We start from the raw sequence: 15,248 nt of genomic DNA, 5'->3' as shown, positions 1-15,248 counted from the left end.
GCGGGAGGCTCTACATGGACTTTGCAGGAAAGACGGTCATCGTCATCGGCGGGACCAGCGGTATCAATCGGGGCATCGCCGAGGCCTTCGCGGCCTCGGGCGCCAAACTGGCCGTGGCCAGCCGCTCGCAGGAGAAGGTGGACGACACCATCGCCGCGCTGAAGGCGGCCGGCGCGGCCGAGGCCATCGGCGCGGCCTTCGACGTGCGCGACGCCGAAGCGGTCGCGGCGGGGCTGGAACAGTTCCACGCGAAACTCGGTGATTTCGACGTGCTGGTTTCGGGGGCGGCGGGCAACTTCCCGGCGCTGATGGCGGAGATGTCGGTCAACGCTTTCCGCACCGTGGTCGAGATCGACCTGATGGGTACTGTGCATGTGCTGAAAGGCGCCTATCCCTATCTGAAACGGCCCGGCGGCAACATCATCAACATTTCGGCCCCGCAATCTTACCTGCCCTACGAGGGCCAGGCCCATGTCTGCGCGGCCAAGGCGGGTGTCGATCAGATCACCCGCACCCTGTCGATGGAATGGGGCGTGGAAGGCATCCGGGTGAACTCGGTGGTGCCGGGTTTCATCGAGGGCACCGAGGGCGCCAAGCGTCTGGCCCCCACCCCCGACGCGGGCGAGCAGCTGCGCCGAGACGTGCCGCTGGGCCGCTGGGGCACGCCTCAGGACGTGGCCAACGCCTGTCTGTTCCTGGCCTCGGACATGGCCAGCTATGTCAGCGGTACGGTTCTGGCCGTGGACGGGGCGCTGTATCAGCGCGGCTCGGGTCAGTTCGGCCAGATGATGGGGCAGATGCTGCGCAGCATGAAAAAGGGGTGATCCGCGTCCGACAGGCTTGGCCGGCCTTGCCGAACACAGGCAGGGCCGTGGCCGCTTGGCAAACCGCCCCTACTGCAACTGCAGGATATCCGGGATGCAGAGCTTTCTTTGTGCAGGCATCTGGTCTGCACCATCCGACCGCTTCAGCCTTTTCGGACCATCCTTAACTTTGACCTTGGGCTCAGCGAGCGCTCCCCTCAGTGTCACTGGCCACGGGCTGCGCGCAAGTGGCTCGCCAATCTTTCTTGGCTGGATGTTAAGGTCCAACACCTTGTCCGTCAGGTCGACAGCGCCAAAGACAACGACCTGAACATGATCTGTTTCCAGCGTCGTCTGTTTCGTCTCGATTTTTCCGTTGGAAATGCTGATCGGCGCGCGCAGGCACACGATTGGCGCCACTTTCTGTTTTTCCTTGGTAAATACCCACGGAAGAATACCCAGCCCGGCCAGATCCAGAAGCTGGGTTTCGATCGAACCGTCGCGCATTGAAACCGTGGCATTGCCACTCATGCTGCCGACGAATTGCTTGACGGTATCCGTGCCCCCCGTAACCGAGAAATCTGCGTACACCGTGCCGCTGGCGCCTTTCTTGAAGTTCAGGTTTTGCAGAAGGTCATCCAACTGCCATCCGCCCGCCTTTCCGGTCAGGGTCAGCAGATGTGCCTCATTCGAAAGATCCATTTGCCCGCTGACGTCGAAATGACCACCTCCGTATTCAAACTTCAGAGGTCCGGCCCGTAGCTCGTTTTCGTCCAGGGTCAGTTCGCTCTGCAGGCTGCTGATGCCCTTGGCGCCCTCAATGTGACGCAGGTCTATGTCGACATCTACATTCACACCCGACAACAAAATGGCCCGCCCGATGGGTTTGAGAGTCACATCCCTCAACGGACTAGTGTCACCGTCGCCTTTCTCGGCATCTTCCTGCTCCGGCGGTGAACCACCTATCTTGCGCAGTTGGGCGGCCGCCTGAACGATGGTCCGGATTTGATCGATTTTTATCAGATCGCTCTCGATCGACCCCTGCAGCACGGGATCGCTTGTTGCATCATCAAGATCCGCCGCGATTTTCAAGACCGACTCGGAAACCTCGACATTGGCATTGGCATTCCAATCGGTGCCTTCACTTACCAGGTCGATTTCAAGATGGGCCCGCCCGGTGTCCACCGGCTCCAGCGACAAGGCCTTCAGAAGGTCCGCGCCCGACGGAACATCCACGTCGATCGCCAGATCCAGATTCTCGAACTTGAGGACATTTTCTACGGACCCGTGCACCTCCAGGTTCCAGACCTCGGTTTCGCTTGTCTGACCATCCAGATTGGTCAAAGCAAGCTGTTCGATGTTTCCGTCCAAATGAAAGTTTCCCGAAAACCTGCCAAGCTGGTCATCGGGGCCCAACAGTTCGGGCGAGATCAGACTGCTTGCCGGAATATCAATCAAACCTTCGGCGGATACGCCCTGCAACTGCAACGCATCCTCGACCGAACCGGTCAGAATGATAAACGGATCGGCGGGGTTTCCGATCCTCAAATTGATGTTGCCCACGCTCAGGGCGCCTTCGGGCGTTCTGGCAAGCTCGGAGAATTTGATCGGCGGCGGGCCCTCACCAGAGGTGTCCAAGGTGAAACCGTTCGTCTTGATGACCATCTGCCGTTGCGGGACCTGTCCCGGGACACTGTCGATGACCATATCCACAGCGATAAGCTTGAGGTCATACCGCGAGGCAGCCGGAGCCGGCTCGGCATCCTCTGGATACAGGCGAATGCGGGTCGTCAAAGAAACATCTTCCTGATTGCCTAATTCCCCAATTTGTCCGGTGACGGAAAGGCTTTGGCCACCATCCAGCTCGGCCAGAACAGACAGGTCATCAATCCGTGCGACGCCATCTGCCAGCTTGAATGTTGCACCAACACTGCCCGAACCCTCCAACACGCGGTTGAGTTGCAGGACATCGAGCAGTTGACCCAACTGATCGACCTCGAGGGTCGTCTTGACCTGAAGGCCGGTCTCCACAGGAATCTGTTGGGCTTCGACCGAAATCTGATCAAAGCTCAATGCCACTTGGAACGGGTCCTGGGGCGGGAACGTGCCCTTCAGGTCAAAACTCTGACCGTTGAGCGACCCCGCTCCGACCGCCGAGGCAACATCGGTTTCGGCATCGCGCTGCAAAACCAGTTCTGGAAGCCGCAAGTCCAGTCCAATGCCGTTCAGGTCGTTCTGATAGAGTACGGTGACATCCTTCAGGTCGATCGTGCGATCCGTCAAAATTCCGGCCAAAGGCTGGGGCGGGCGCTCCGAAATCTTGTCGGTTTCGGCCCCGGTGCGCGAAAAGGACTGCCAGTTGGTCACGCCTTCTTCGTCTGTGATCAGGTTCAGATGAACTCCCGACACTGAAAGATTGCTCACCGACAGCTTGCTGTTCCACAGGTCCCGTGCAGATACTTCGAACTCGATCTGATCGATCGCCGCCAGATCCGCCTCGGCTTTGGGCGTAGCGGGCAGAAACATTCCAGCTGCTGAAACCTGCAACTGACGGCCAAGGCCCAAACGCACCTCATCCTCAATCAAGACCTGCTGGCCCAGCTTCTTTGAGATCAGGTTCTCAACGAAACTGGTCCGCACCGACGAAAACAAAGCGGACGACAGAAACAGCCAAGCCGCGGCAAAAACCACAAGCGCGGCAACGCAACAGATCAAGACACTTTTGACAATTATTCGCACGTTATCCCTCAGCGTCCCGATTCAGCATGTGATTACCCTAGAGCAATTATCCATCATGTTAATGGAATACATGTTTCGCACGCCTTCTCTGGCCACGAAATCGCCATTGCCCTGGCCAACTCACCCTTTGGATTCACACAATCATCCAATTACTGCTATACGTGAATTCTTTTGCGAATGAGGGCATGATGAATTCACTGACCAGAATAACGCGTGGGATAGGTGTCGCTTTCAAGGACGGCAGAGTGAAAGGCATACTCGCCTTCACCGTCGGAATGATCCTTTGGGCGTCAGTGTTCTACCATTTTGTCGAGGGGTGGAGCTGGTTGGACTCCGTCTATTTTTCCGTAGTGACGATCTCGACAGTGGGTTTTGGCGACTTTTCTCCTGAAACCGCTGCGGGCAAGATCTTTACGATGGCGTACATAATCGTGGGTCTGGGTATCTTCGTCACCGCCGCCACGACCGTGGCCGACACGATCCTGTCCCAAGACGACGAGACCCCGCAAAAATAGGCTCTGGCAAGGTGAACTACGGCGTGCTTTGCGCCCCGGGATCCGCTTGCATTTCGGGGCTGAGTCAACCACCGCACTGCCGGGCATCCCCTTAAAGCTCAAAAAATATACATATTTACTTTTTTGAGTGTAACATACGGAAAAACATACCACGGGGATGGAATGGAAAAGACTCAGGACGCAAAGATTGTCGACCTTGCGATAAGGTTGCTGTTTCTCGGGCTGTTTCTCTACAGCGCCTTGGTCATGGTCGCCCCGCTTGCAAGCGTGGTCATCTGGGCCACAATTCTTTGCGTTGCGCTTTATCCGGCCTTCGATTGGCTTCAGTCCAAGCTGGGGGGACGGAAGAAGCTGGCAACGACGATCCTGGTTTTGCTGGGTCTGGTTCTCACATTGGGGCCGGTTGCAACGGCAGTATCTGGGGCCGCGGAACTGGGGTCCGAGTTTGCCGAGCAGGCTGACAAGGGCGAGTTGAAGATACCTCCGGCGCCGGAAGGCCTGAAGGATCTGCCTCTGGTCGGTGCCAAGCTTGCCGATGCCTGGGGCATGTTTGAACGGAACTTGGATGGTGCGCTTGCAAAATACGGCCCGCAAATCCTCGAGATCACCAAATCGCTCTTTGGCAAAGTCCTGGGGATCGGAATCGGGCTTCTCGGCCTTGCGCTGTCGGTGTTGATCATGGGCGCCCTGTTCAGCCCCGGACCGGATCTGGTGCAGGGCCTTCAGCGCTTTGCCAACCGCGTCTTTGCGCCACGCGGCGGCGAATTCGTCACTCTGGCTGGGGCCACGATCCGGAACGTCACCAAGGGAGTAATCGGGGTTGCCGCCATTCAGGCCGTTGTTGTCTGGGTCTTGTTGGCGCTGTTCGGGATATCCTCGGCCGCTACGCTGGCGTTCATCTGCCTGATCCTCTCGATCATCCAGATCGGCCCCGGCCTCGTTCTTCTGCCGTTGGTCATCTATGCATGGAGTTCCATGTCCGGCGGAGCGGCGCTGATCTTCACCGTTCTGGCCATTCCCGTCAGCATAATGGACAGCTTCTTGCGGCCGGTTTTCATCTCAAAAGGCCTGGAGACACCGATGCTCGTGATTCTCATCGGGGTTCTGGGCGGGATGATGGCCTATGGCCTGATCGGCATCTTCATGGGTCCGGTCTTGTTCGCCGTCTTCTACGAGTTATTCAAGGTCTGGATCGACGCCTCAACAACGACCGATGACACCGCCGAGGGAGCCGCAAAATGAGGAAGACGATCTGGACGACACTGGCCGTCATTCTCATCTTCCTCACCTGGTATCTGGTTGCCGACCGCAAGACGCCGTTCACCGGGAACGCACGGGTAAAGGCCGTGGCGACCCAAATCGTTCCGCAGGTCACGGGAACCGTGATCGAGGTATTGGTGGAAAACGGGCAGGTCGTCTCGGCCGGCGATCTGCTGGTTCGGATCGACCCGAGACCCTACGAAATTGATCGCGACAGAGCCCAGGCCGACCTTGAGGCGGCCACTCAGGAGGTGGGTGCGTCCTCGGCCGAGGTAAGTGCGGCGCAAGCCAAGTTGGCCCGCGCGCAGAGCGATCTGGATACGATGCGCATTCAGACGGAGCGGGTCTTCGCGCTCGAGAAGAAAGGGCTGATTGCCATCTCGAAAGCTGACGATGCCCGAGGCCAGCTGGCCGAGTCCGAGGCGAACTATGAAAACGCCAAAGCAGATCTGGAGAAGGCCAAGCAAAGGCTTGGGGACGAAGGGAATGAGAATCCCAAAATCCAACGTGCCTTGGCGGCTTTGGCCGAAGCCGAGCTCAATCTGGAATGGACCGAACTGCGCGCGCCGGCTACGGGCGTCATATCCAACTTGTTGATTGCACCCGGCACATACGCCCGGTCCGGCCAGGATCTGCTGACGTTTCTTGATGCGACGGACGTGTGGATCGAGGCGTATTTCACCGAGAACAATCTGGGGCGCGCCACCGTCGGGTCTCCGGTGGATGTCGTGCTGGATATGCACCCCGGTCAGATCATACCGGGCAAAATCGAAAGCTTCAGCGCGGCGGTCTCGCTGAGTGGCGGCGACACACCCGGACAATTGGCAAGCCCGCCGAGCACCAAAGGCTTTCTGCGCGAACCTGAACGGTTTCCCGTGCGCATCATACTGCCGGGCTACGAGGCCGGAAGCGCGGAAGACGACCTCAGGTTTCAGTTGAACGGTCAGGCGGATGTCATCATGTACCTCAGCGACAACGGGATACTGAACGCGGTCGGCCGGACATACATTCGTTTGGTTTCGATCTTTTCTTATGCGTACTGAGGACAGAAACGCCGTTTACAGACTTGCACTGGGTGTGACCGCCGTCTTTTCCCTGGGGCTTTTCCTTGGGTGGCCATTGGCGGTTGTTGGCGCGGTGTTCACCGCGCTCTTCCTTCAGGCACCTACCGCATTACCGCTGGCCGCGTTTGCGAAACTGTTCATCTTCTCGATTGCGTTGATGTTCGTTTCTTTCCTGCTTTCATCGGTTTTCGCGCCCTATCCGGTCGTGTTTCTAATACTGGTGGCGATCGGGATAATCCTGTCCTTCATATGGTCCGTGTCTGGTGCCGGTGTCCTGCCGGGCGTCATCGCCCTGATGGGGGCGCTGATGATCCCTAGCCTCGTTCTGCAATCTCCGGATCTGGCGCTGGTGCTTGTATTCTGGATCCCGCTGAATCTGTTGTTTGCCGGTTTCGTATCGACGCTGATGTTCACGCTGATTCCAGCCGCCCCCCAGAACGCCACGCAGGCCAAAGCCGCATCCGCCGCTGATTTTGACAAGCATCGGCGCATCGTCAGAATGTCGCTTGTCACGGTTCCTTTCGCCCTGGCATTTTTTGTGTCTGGGGCGTCTGCCCTGCTGGTTCTGTTCTTTGTGGCTCTTCTCAGCCAGCAGCTCGCTGCGATGCCTGCCGCCGGCAAAGCCGTGGCCAAGGCGATGCTGACGGCAAACCTGCTCGGCGCAGCAGCGTCCATCATCTGCTACGAAGTCAACGTCATCGCGCCGGTCATTCTCACACCGATCCTGCTGTGCTTTTTCGCCTGCGTGACGCTGGGCGCGCTCGGCAAGTCCCAGATCCCGCTGGCCGCCGCCGCCGGATCGGCCCTGACGACGGTCCTGATTGTCTACGGCGGGTCGATTTCACCGTTTTCGGACGAGGCCGATGTCAAAAGCATCACACGCGTTCTGCAAGTCGCAAGCGCGGCCCTGTTCGTCATCATAGCCTACGTGGTCGTGGACGAGTTCTGGCCGGAAAAGAAACGCGAGACCCCGGTGAATGCTTGACGCAGCCGCCAACTTTGGCGCCCGAGGCAAATTGGACCGACTTCAAAGCTGCAGGGGCGGTCCCAGAAACTCGATCTGCCATTTCTCGGAGAATGCGTTCAGCACCTCCCGGTCGGGAACTCCGTCTGCCATGATGTCTCCCAGCCCGTTGAAAAAGGCGACCGTGTCGAAGGATGGCAGTATCATGACCAGTTGCCGCGCTGGCCCGTCGGAAAGATTGCGAAACGCATGCGCGGCGCCCCCGGGGATCGTTACGACGTCGCCTGTTTCTGCAACAAAACGCTTTCCATCGCACTCATAGAGATACCGCCCGTCCAAAACGCGAAAGATCTCAGTTTGCGGGTGACGGTGCAGGGGCGGGCCAAAGCCCGGTTCGTTGATTGTCTCTATGACCGAGATATTCTCGTCGGTGGTGTCGTGCGGTATCCGGACAAACAACTGCAGTCCAATCGCCGGGACGTGGATGGGAGGGTCGGTCAACTTCGAATGCCAGAACTGATAGAGCATCAAGGACCCCTCCTTCCTTACCCGCGAAAATAGTTCCGCTTCATGATGACATTTGTCCATCAAGTGAAACAAGCCCGACGGCGGACCCGCATGACCGTGAATACCGTACCGGTTTTACGGAACAGATGCCGGATACGCGGACGATCCAGAGGTTGCGGACGCTTCCGGTTCAAGGGACCCGGGGCGAGCGGCGCTGAATGACCGCTCGTCGGGAGTTCGGCAAAAGGCCTGCTGACTGCCGGCCCTTCGAGTCAGTTCGTGGTCTCAAGCCCCTCGGGTTTGCCCACAACCACGAAATGCAGCCCGTCCGGGTCCAGCAACTCGGCCGCGACGCGGTTCACCTCGTCCAGCGTCACCGCGTTCACCTTGTCGTTTCGCGTCGCGATGTAGTCGATCGGCAGATCTTCCATCTGCATGCCCACCATGATGCCCGCGATCTGGGCATTGCCGTCAAAGCGCAACGGATAGGCGCCGGTCAGATAGGTCTTGGCGTCGTCCAGCTCTTTCTGGGTTACACCTTCGGTCGCGGCGCGCCGCCATTCGTCGCGAATTACCTCGATAGCCTGCCCGATCCGGTCATTGGCCGAGGATACCGACCCCAGATAGACCGAGGCCAGATCCTTGGGCACCAGATAGGTCCCGACGCCATAGGTCAGACCGCGTTTTTCGCGCACTTCCTGCATCAGGCGGCTTTCAAAGCCGCCGCCGCCGATGATGTGGTTCAGGATGTAGGCCGCAAAGAAATCCGGATCGTCGCGGTCGATGCCCTTCTGGCCGAACAGCGCCACTGATTGCGGCGTGTCGAACTCGACCACCGTGACGCCACCGGGGATCGTTACCTCGGCATTCCCGGGAATCGGTTTGCCCGTTTCGGGAAGGTCCGACAACAGATTGTCCAGCAACGCACCCAACTCTTGGGGTGTGATGTCGCCCACTGCGCCCACATACAGACGGTCCTTGGCGAAGACGCCTTTGTATGCGTCGATGATATCGTCACGGGTCAGGGCCGATACGCTGTCGATCGAGCCTTTGCCGTTGGATCCATACGGATGATCGCCATAGGCCATTTTGGCGAATGTCTCACCCGCGATGTCATTGGGGTCGGTCTGTTCCGAGCGCAGCCCGGACAGGACCTGCGCCCGAACCCGGTCGATCGCGTCCTGATCAAAGCGCGGTTGCTGGATGGTGGTGCGCAGCAGCTCAACGGCGTCGTCCCGGTTTTCAGTCAGGAACTGGGCCGAGATCGCAACACTGTCATCCGTGGCCCTGTATCCGATCGACGCGGCCAGAGATTCCAGCGCCCGCGCATAGGTGCGGGAATCCATGTCGCCCGCGCCTTCTTCGAGGAGGCCGCTCATCAAATAGACCGCACCGCGTTTGTCGGGATCGTCCAGTGACGTGCCCCCGCGGAACCGCAGTTCCAGCGCAGTGAACGGGATCGAGTGATCCTCGACCAGCCAGGCCCGGATGCCGCCGGGCGAGGTGACCTCTTGAATCTTGATCTCGGCCCAGGCAGGCAGCGCGATCAGCAGGCCGATCAAGGGGGCAAGGAAACGGATCATTGGGTCACCTCGTCATCACGCATCAGCCAGCCGGTGACCGACGCTTCGGGCTGAAGCACCTCGCGCGCGGCGGCGATTATTTCGTCGCCGGTGACGGCCTGCAAGATGTCGGGCCAGGCCTGCACGTCCTCGACCGTCAGGCCGCTGGTCAGCGCCCGACCATAGCGATTGCCGATTCCATCGACATTGTCTCGGGCATAGACCTGTGCGGCGCGCAGCTGCATCTTGATCCGGTCCAGATCCTCCGGGTTGACGCCTTCGGCGATGAAATCGGCCACCGCCTGATCCATCGCATCCTCGGCCTCTTGCAGCGACACGCCTTCAGCCGGAACAACGATCAGGTCAAAGGTCGTGTCATCCAGCGACACCCCACGATAAAATGCCCCGGCATAAACAGCCAGCTGCTGCTCAAGCTGCAGTTTCTCGTTCAGGTAGGACGTGGTGCTGCCGCCCAGCAGTTCGGCCAGCAGGAACAACGCCGCAGCCTTTTCCTGCGCACCGGCATCACGCTCGGGCGCGAGGTAGCTGCGCTGAACATATGGTTGCGACACCCGCGCATCCTTGAAGGTCAGCCGCCGCTCGGCGGTCTGAGGCGGTTCCTGCGATCGGACCCGTTCAGGCAGGTCCGGGTTGGCGGGGATCACGCCATAATAGGTGTCGGCCAAGGCTTTGACCACGTCCGGGTCCACATCGCCGGTCACCACGAGGATCGCATTGTTGGGCGCGTAATAGGTCTGGTAGAAGGACAGCGCGTCCTCCATGTCCAATGTCTCCATCTCGTGCTTCCAGCCGATCACCGGAACGCCGTAACGGTGGTTGAGATACTGCGCCGCGCTCATCTGTTCGCCGAACAGGGCGCGGGGGTTGTTCTCGGTACGCTGGTTGCGTTCCTCCAGGATCACGTCGCGCTCGGTGGCGATGTCGCTCTCGGTCAGCCGGATGTTGCGCATCCGGTCGGCCTCCATCTTCATCATCAACTCCAGCCGGTCGGCCGCGACACGCTGGAAATAGGCCGTGTAGTCATACGAGGTGAAGGCGTTGTCGTTGCCGCCATTGGCCGCAACGGTGGCCGAAAGCTCGCCCGCCTCCATCGTATCGGTGGCCTTGAACAGAAGATGCTCGAGGAAATGCGCCACACCTGACGACCCGATCGGCTCGTCCGCCGATCCGGCCCGATACCAGACCATGTGCTGAACCACGGGCGCGCGGTGATCTTCGACCACGACGACATCCATGCCGTTGTCCAGAGTAAAGGTGGTGACGGCCTCGTGCCCGGTTTCGGCCAAAACCGGGGTTGCGGTCATCAAAGCGGCGCAAAACGCCAAGGCCCGAGCCATGGGGCATCCTCCGTTTCGTTACGGTGTTCAAACTACGGTGACGCCGAACGGGTTCAAGAGCGATGACGGAAAGTTAAGAATTATTCATCCGGCGGCGACGAGGGTGTTTCCACGCCCTGTCTGCGCAAAGCTTCGGTCTGCACCTGGGGATCGATGGAATTGCGCTTGTAGACCTGCGAATAGCGGTCCACCTTGAACAGGCGCAACCGCGTCCACCGGCTTTGACGCTTGCGGAAATCCGCATCTTCCTGCGCCAGAACCTGGCGGGTGTTGGGGGAAACGCCATAGCGGCTGGAAGCCGTCACCAGCGCCCCGTCCGACGACGGAATACCAGTGCCGGGGTTCAGCGCCCCGGGATTGCCACCCAACGCAGCCACGGCATCGGCATTCGGGTTCGGGTCGGTCAGGTTCGCGCCACCCGGCGTCGGCGCGGGCAGGAACGCATAATCTTTGGGCTGGGTCAGTGGCTTGACCGGCATGACCGAAAACTCGTCAGGCCCGGGCCCTGGCGCTTCGAGATGGCGCAGGCCGATATCGGAACATCCTGCGACCGCAGCAGCAAGTGTCAGAGCAATAATGGCGCGCGGCATCCGCATCTTGGTCTCCAGCCTGTTTCAGGCGCTTTTATCGCATAACATCCGGCGCGTCACGAGGGCTTTTTGCCTTCGAACAGCACCAACCCGAGGGCACCCGCGAAAATGAACACGTCGGCGAGGTTGAAGACGAACGGGTTGTTGATGCCACAGCAGGACATGTTCAGGAAATCCAGAACATATCCATACAGCACCCGGTCAACCACGTTCCCCAACGCTCCGCCAATCAGCAATCCGCCGAAAACCAGCATCCGCCGCGATGCGGCCGTGCGCCAGAGCCAGACGAAAACGCCGATGCTGATGGCCAGCGAAATAGCGATGAGAAACCAGCGCGCAGCTTCGGAATTGCCCTGGAACAGGCCAAAATTGATGCCGCGGTTCTCGCCGTAGCGAAAGGTCAGCAGCGGCGGCAGTACGTCGATGCCGCCGGGCCGGTCGGCCACGCGCAACACGTGGACCACCAGGTACTTGCTGAGCTGGTCGATCACAAATGCGGCCAGCCCGGCCCAGAGCAGAACTCGGACCCGCATCAGTGACGGAAATGCCGCATGCCGGTGAACACCATGGCCAGACCGGCTTCGTCGGCGGCGGCGATCACCTCGTCATCGCGCATCGACCCGCCCGGCTGGATCACGCAGGTCGCGCCTGCGGCGGCGGCCTCCATCAGCCCGTCGGGGAAGGGAAAGAACGCGTCCGAGGCTACGGCCGACCCGATGGTCAGCGGTTCGGGCAGGCCCAGGCTTTCGGCCATGCGCTCGGCCTTCTTGGCGGCGATCAGGGCGGAATCCACCCGGCTCATCTGGCCGGCGCCGACGCCTACCGTGGCCTCGTTCTTGACGTAGACGATGGCGTTCGACTTGACGTGCTTGGCCACTTTCCAGGCAAACAGCAGATCGCGCATCTGCTCGGGCGTGGGGGCCAGCTTGGTCACGACCTTCAGGTCATCCATCTCGATATGCCCGTTGTCCTTGTCCTGCACCAGCAGCCCGCCGGCCACCTGGCGCACGGTCTTGCCGCCGGCGCGCACGTCGGGCAGCGCTTCGGTGGTCAGCAGGCGCAGGTTCTTCTTGGCGGCAAAGATCGACTTGGCCTCGTCGGTGGCGCCGGGGGCGATCACCACTTCGGTGAAGATGCCGGTGATTTCGCGCGCGGTTTCCGCGTCCAACGGCCGGTTCAGCGCCACGATCCCGCCAAAGGCCGAGGTCCGGTCGCAGTCGAATGCGGCTTTGTATGCCTCAAGCAACGTGGCGCCCGTTGCAACGCCGCAAGGGTTGGCATGTTTGATGATGGCGCAGGCGGCGCTGTCGCGCGGGTCGAACTCGGCTACCAGTTCAAAGGCGGCGTCGGTGTCGTTGATGTTGTTGTAGCTCAGTTCCTTGCCCTGATGCTGCACGGCGGTGGCGACACCGGGACGGCCCGAGCCATCGACATAGAACGCCGCCTGCTGGTGGCTGTTCTCGCCATAGCGCAGGGGCTGTTTCAGCTCGCCGGCGAACACGCGGCGCTTGGGGGTGTCGATTTGCAGTGCATCTGCCAGCCAGCTGGACACGGCGGCGTCATAGGCTCCGGTGCGGGCATAGGCCTTCTGCGCCAGCCACTGGCGGAAGCCCAGCGACGTCTTGCCGTAGTTTTCCTCGAGCTGATCCAGCAGGGCCGAGTAGTCTTCGACATCCACCACCACGTTGACGAAGGTGTGGTTCTTGGCCGCGGCGCGGATCATCGCGGGGCCGCCGATGTCGATGTTTTCGATGCATTCGTCATAGCCCGCGCCTTTGGCCACCGTTTCCTCGAACGGGTAGAGGTTGACCACAAGCAGGTCGATCGGGCCGATGCCATGCTCCTGCATCGCCGCCACATGGGCGTCATTGTCGCGCAGCGCCAGCAGGCCGCCATGCACCATCGGGTGCAGCGTCTTGACCCGGCCATCCATCATCTCGGGGAACCCCGTGACCTCGCTGACATCCTTGACCACAAGCCCCGCATCACGCAGCGCCTTGGCGGTGCCGCCGGTCGACAGCAGCTCGACCCCGCGGTCGGCCAGGGCCTTGCCCAGATCGATCAATCCGGTCTTGTCGGAAACGGAAAGCAACGCGCGGCGCACGGGGTGAAGGTCGGTCATGGGTCCAAAGATCCTTTTGGCTCAGTCGAAATCGGGCTCGTCCCGGTGCACGTCGCGCACGGCATAGGCTGTATCCTGCGCCTTGCTCAGCGTCCACCGGATGCGCGTCGCATACTCGATTGCGCGGCCGGATAGAACGATCTGTTTTGTCGCGCGGGGCTTCAGACGGCCTTTTTCCAGATAAACGCTTGGCTCAAGAGACAATTTTCCGGCGCCGTCATGGCGAAAAACCCAGATCTCGCCGCTTTTGAGCGCCATCGACACCGCAGACCCCCCCAGATCCAGCGCTGCGTCCACGTCCGGATGCAGGTGAAACCGGATGTCAAAACCGATACCTGACAGCTTAGATGCGTCAACCGCCCGGTCGAACTGGCGTTTTGCCTTGTCGGTGGCCGTCAGAAGGATGTCTTCACCTGTTACCTCGCGCCCGTCAAAGCGCAGCTCAATCGTACGGGCATGGGTAAGTCCGAACACCTTGGCGTACCCATCATGGCCCGCCATCACGCGCGCGCCTTCGAACGAATCCTCGAACTCTACCGGCACCTCGCTCGTGCCATCCACCAGCGCTTCGTTCGCGGTTCCCTTGGTCGGGGCAGCCAACCGGGCGCTGGAGTATCCATCCAGGCAAAGGGTCGAGTGCGAAGGCGTGGCCCGCCCGGCCCGGCGCCACTCCAACCCGAAGCTTTCGCCCGAACCGCAGTTGACGATCAATGGCCGACGACCCGAGGTCAGCTCGAAAGCCAGCGTCGAGGCGTGCGCCATGTATGAGGCCGCCCCTTTGGCCGGGGGTGCTGCGTCGATGATCACCGTGGTGCGGGCGGCGGCCAGACGGGCATAGCCCATGGTCAGGCCTTTGACGGGTTTGGGCTTGACCCCGCTTTGGGCCAGCGCCTGTTCCAACCGGCCTTCCACGCCGCGGCCACCGCCGTGGAACCGGGCCAGCCCGCCATCGGCATGACGCAGGCTGCGCAGGGTCGGGGCAATCCGTTTGATTGCTGCCGTCTGAGCGGCGGGCGTGCCGCGCCCCACTTCGCTGAGCGCGGCGGATGTCCAGGCCAGTAGGGTAAAGACCTCGAGCAGTTCCTCCGGATTCCGCGTGGGAATGCCGCCTTGGGCGTCGATCTGAGCCTCGCATTCCCGCGCCAAAGCCCGAACGGCCGGGTCCGAGATGTCTTCCATCCCCTCCAGCGCCAAACCGGCCTGAACCAGGCCGGCCAGCGCCTCGAAACGGGGCAGCCCCGGTGTCGCCGCGTGCCAGCGTTTGGACAGGAACCAGGTCTGTTGTGACAGAGACCGGAAAAACAGGCGGCTATGGGCCTCGTCCATACCGCGCAGCAGGAACAGCGCGTGATTGATCCAGCGGATCAGGCGGCGTCCGGTCAGGTCCGGAGCCCAGCCCGGACCCTGCCCCTTGCCGTGGGTTTCGATCCAGCCCCAGACCCAGCGTTGCGCCTTTTCCCGTGCCGCGGCATCACCCACCGCGGCCAGATCGTCCAGCCAGGCAAACCCGTGGCGTTCAGCATCGAATGCGGCGTTGGGGGCCACGACCTCCCACAAGCCCGTGTCCGGGGCTTCGACAAGGTAACCGGCAAACAAGAGATTTCCCGCCACCAGTTGCCGCCCGCGCGCAAATGAACCGACGGTGCGCGGCTCGGGCTGACCGACAAAGCCGCTGACGGGTTTCCGGCGCTGGCTGAGGCGCGCGTAGAGACGGTTCTGAAACCGCACCCATCGGTTGGCCATGGTGTCCGAATTCGACATGAC

13 protein-coding genes are annotated in these 15,248 nt (G+C 60.8%); 5 read left to right on the top strand and 8 right to left on the bottom strand.

Features of this window, described 5'->3' with window-relative positions; all coding sequences use genetic code 11:
* Positions 1-14 precede the first annotated feature (14 nt).
* Positions 15-824: an SDR family oxidoreductase gene (locus ACR0IR_RS12520; protein WP_170364152.1), complete on the top strand. Its 810-nt coding sequence runs from the start codon at positions 15-17 to the stop codon at positions 822-824.
* Positions 825-893: 69 nt separating this feature from the next.
* Here the strand turns inward: ACR0IR_RS12520 and ACR0IR_RS12515 are convergent, their stop codons facing one another.
* Positions 894-3,542 (bottom strand): AsmA family protein, encoded by a 2,649-nt coding sequence (locus ACR0IR_RS12515; protein ID WP_480779121.1) that lies wholly within the window; start codon positions 3,540-3,542, stop codon positions 894-896.
* A gap of 245 nt (positions 3,543-3,787) precedes the next feature.
* Between ACR0IR_RS12515 and ACR0IR_RS12510 the strand changes: the two genes are divergently transcribed.
* The 4 genes from ACR0IR_RS12510 (at position 3,788) to ACR0IR_RS12495 (ending at position 7,366) form a co-directional block, all read left to right on the top strand.
* Complete coding sequence (locus tag ACR0IR_RS12510) at positions 3,788-4,057, top strand: potassium channel family protein (protein ID WP_254920200.1); 270 nt, start codon at positions 3,788-3,790, stop codon at positions 4,055-4,057.
* Positions 4,058-4,219: 162 nt separating this feature from the next.
* Positions 4,220-5,299, top strand: coding sequence for an AI-2E family transporter (locus ACR0IR_RS12505; RefSeq protein WP_170364150.1), 1,080 nt, complete (start codon positions 4,220-4,222; stop codon positions 5,297-5,299).
* Positions 5,296-6,360 carry an HlyD family secretion protein gene (locus ACR0IR_RS12500; RefSeq protein WP_170364149.1) on the top strand — a complete coding sequence of 355 codons (1,065 nt, stop codon included), beginning with the start codon at positions 5,296-5,298 and terminating at the stop codon, positions 6,358-6,360. The genes ACR0IR_RS12505 and ACR0IR_RS12500 overlap by 4 nt, the downstream gene beginning before the upstream one ends.
* Positions 6,350-7,366 (top strand): DUF2955 domain-containing protein, encoded by a 1,017-nt coding sequence (locus ACR0IR_RS12495; RefSeq protein ID WP_217357110.1) that lies wholly within the window; start codon positions 6,350-6,352, stop codon positions 7,364-7,366. Before ACR0IR_RS12500 ends, ACR0IR_RS12495 begins: the two co-directional genes overlap by 11 nt.
* A gap of 42 nt (positions 7,367-7,408) precedes the next feature.
* Here the strand turns inward: ACR0IR_RS12495 and ACR0IR_RS12490 are convergent, their stop codons facing one another.
* The 7 genes from ACR0IR_RS12490 to ACR0IR_RS12460 all read right to left on the bottom strand — a co-directional run bounded on the left by ACR0IR_RS12490 (position 7,409) and on the right by ACR0IR_RS12460 (position 15,245).
* Entirely contained in the window at positions 7,409-7,873 is a 465-nt protein-coding gene (locus tag ACR0IR_RS12490; protein ID WP_170364147.1) for a cupin domain-containing protein, read from the bottom strand.
* A gap of 251 nt (positions 7,874-8,124) precedes the next feature.
* The gene (locus ACR0IR_RS12485; protein WP_170364146.1) at positions 8,125-9,435 is read right to left on the bottom strand and encodes a M16 family metallopeptidase; all 1,311 of its coding nucleotides are present in this window, start codon (positions 9,433-9,435) and stop codon (positions 8,125-8,127) included.
* The gene (locus ACR0IR_RS12480; RefSeq protein WP_170364145.1) at positions 9,432-10,772 is read right to left on the bottom strand and encodes a M16 family metallopeptidase; all 1,341 of its coding nucleotides are present in this window, start codon (positions 10,770-10,772) and stop codon (positions 9,432-9,434) included. Before ACR0IR_RS12480 ends, ACR0IR_RS12485 begins: the two co-directional genes overlap by 4 nt.
* An 80-nt stretch (positions 10,773-10,852) precedes the next feature.
* Entirely contained in the window at positions 10,853-11,368 is a 516-nt protein-coding gene (locus ACR0IR_RS12475; protein ID WP_170341119.1) for a DUF3035 domain-containing protein, read from the bottom strand.
* Positions 11,369-11,418: 50 nt separating this feature from the next.
* The gene (lspA, locus tag ACR0IR_RS12470) at positions 11,419-11,895 is read right to left on the bottom strand and encodes a signal peptidase II (protein WP_170342020.1); all 477 of its coding nucleotides are present in this window, start codon (positions 11,893-11,895) and stop codon (positions 11,419-11,421) included.
* Positions 11,895-13,484, bottom strand: coding sequence for a bifunctional phosphoribosylaminoimidazolecarboxamide formyltransferase/IMP cyclohydrolase (purH, locus tag ACR0IR_RS12465; RefSeq protein WP_170364144.1), 1,590 nt, complete (start codon positions 13,482-13,484; stop codon positions 11,895-11,897). Before purH ends, lspA begins: the two co-directional genes overlap by 1 nt.
* 21 nt (positions 13,485-13,505) lie before the next feature.
* A complete protein-coding gene (locus ACR0IR_RS12460; RefSeq protein ID WP_170364143.1) occupies positions 13,506-15,245 on the bottom strand; it encodes a heparinase II/III family protein in 1,740 nt (579 codons plus the stop codon).
* Positions 15,246-15,248 lie beyond the last annotated feature (3 nt).

The sequence above is a fragment of the Ruegeria sp. CF2 genome, from assembly GCF_056537385.1.
This window is presented reverse-complemented; position numbering and strand designations above follow the sequence as displayed.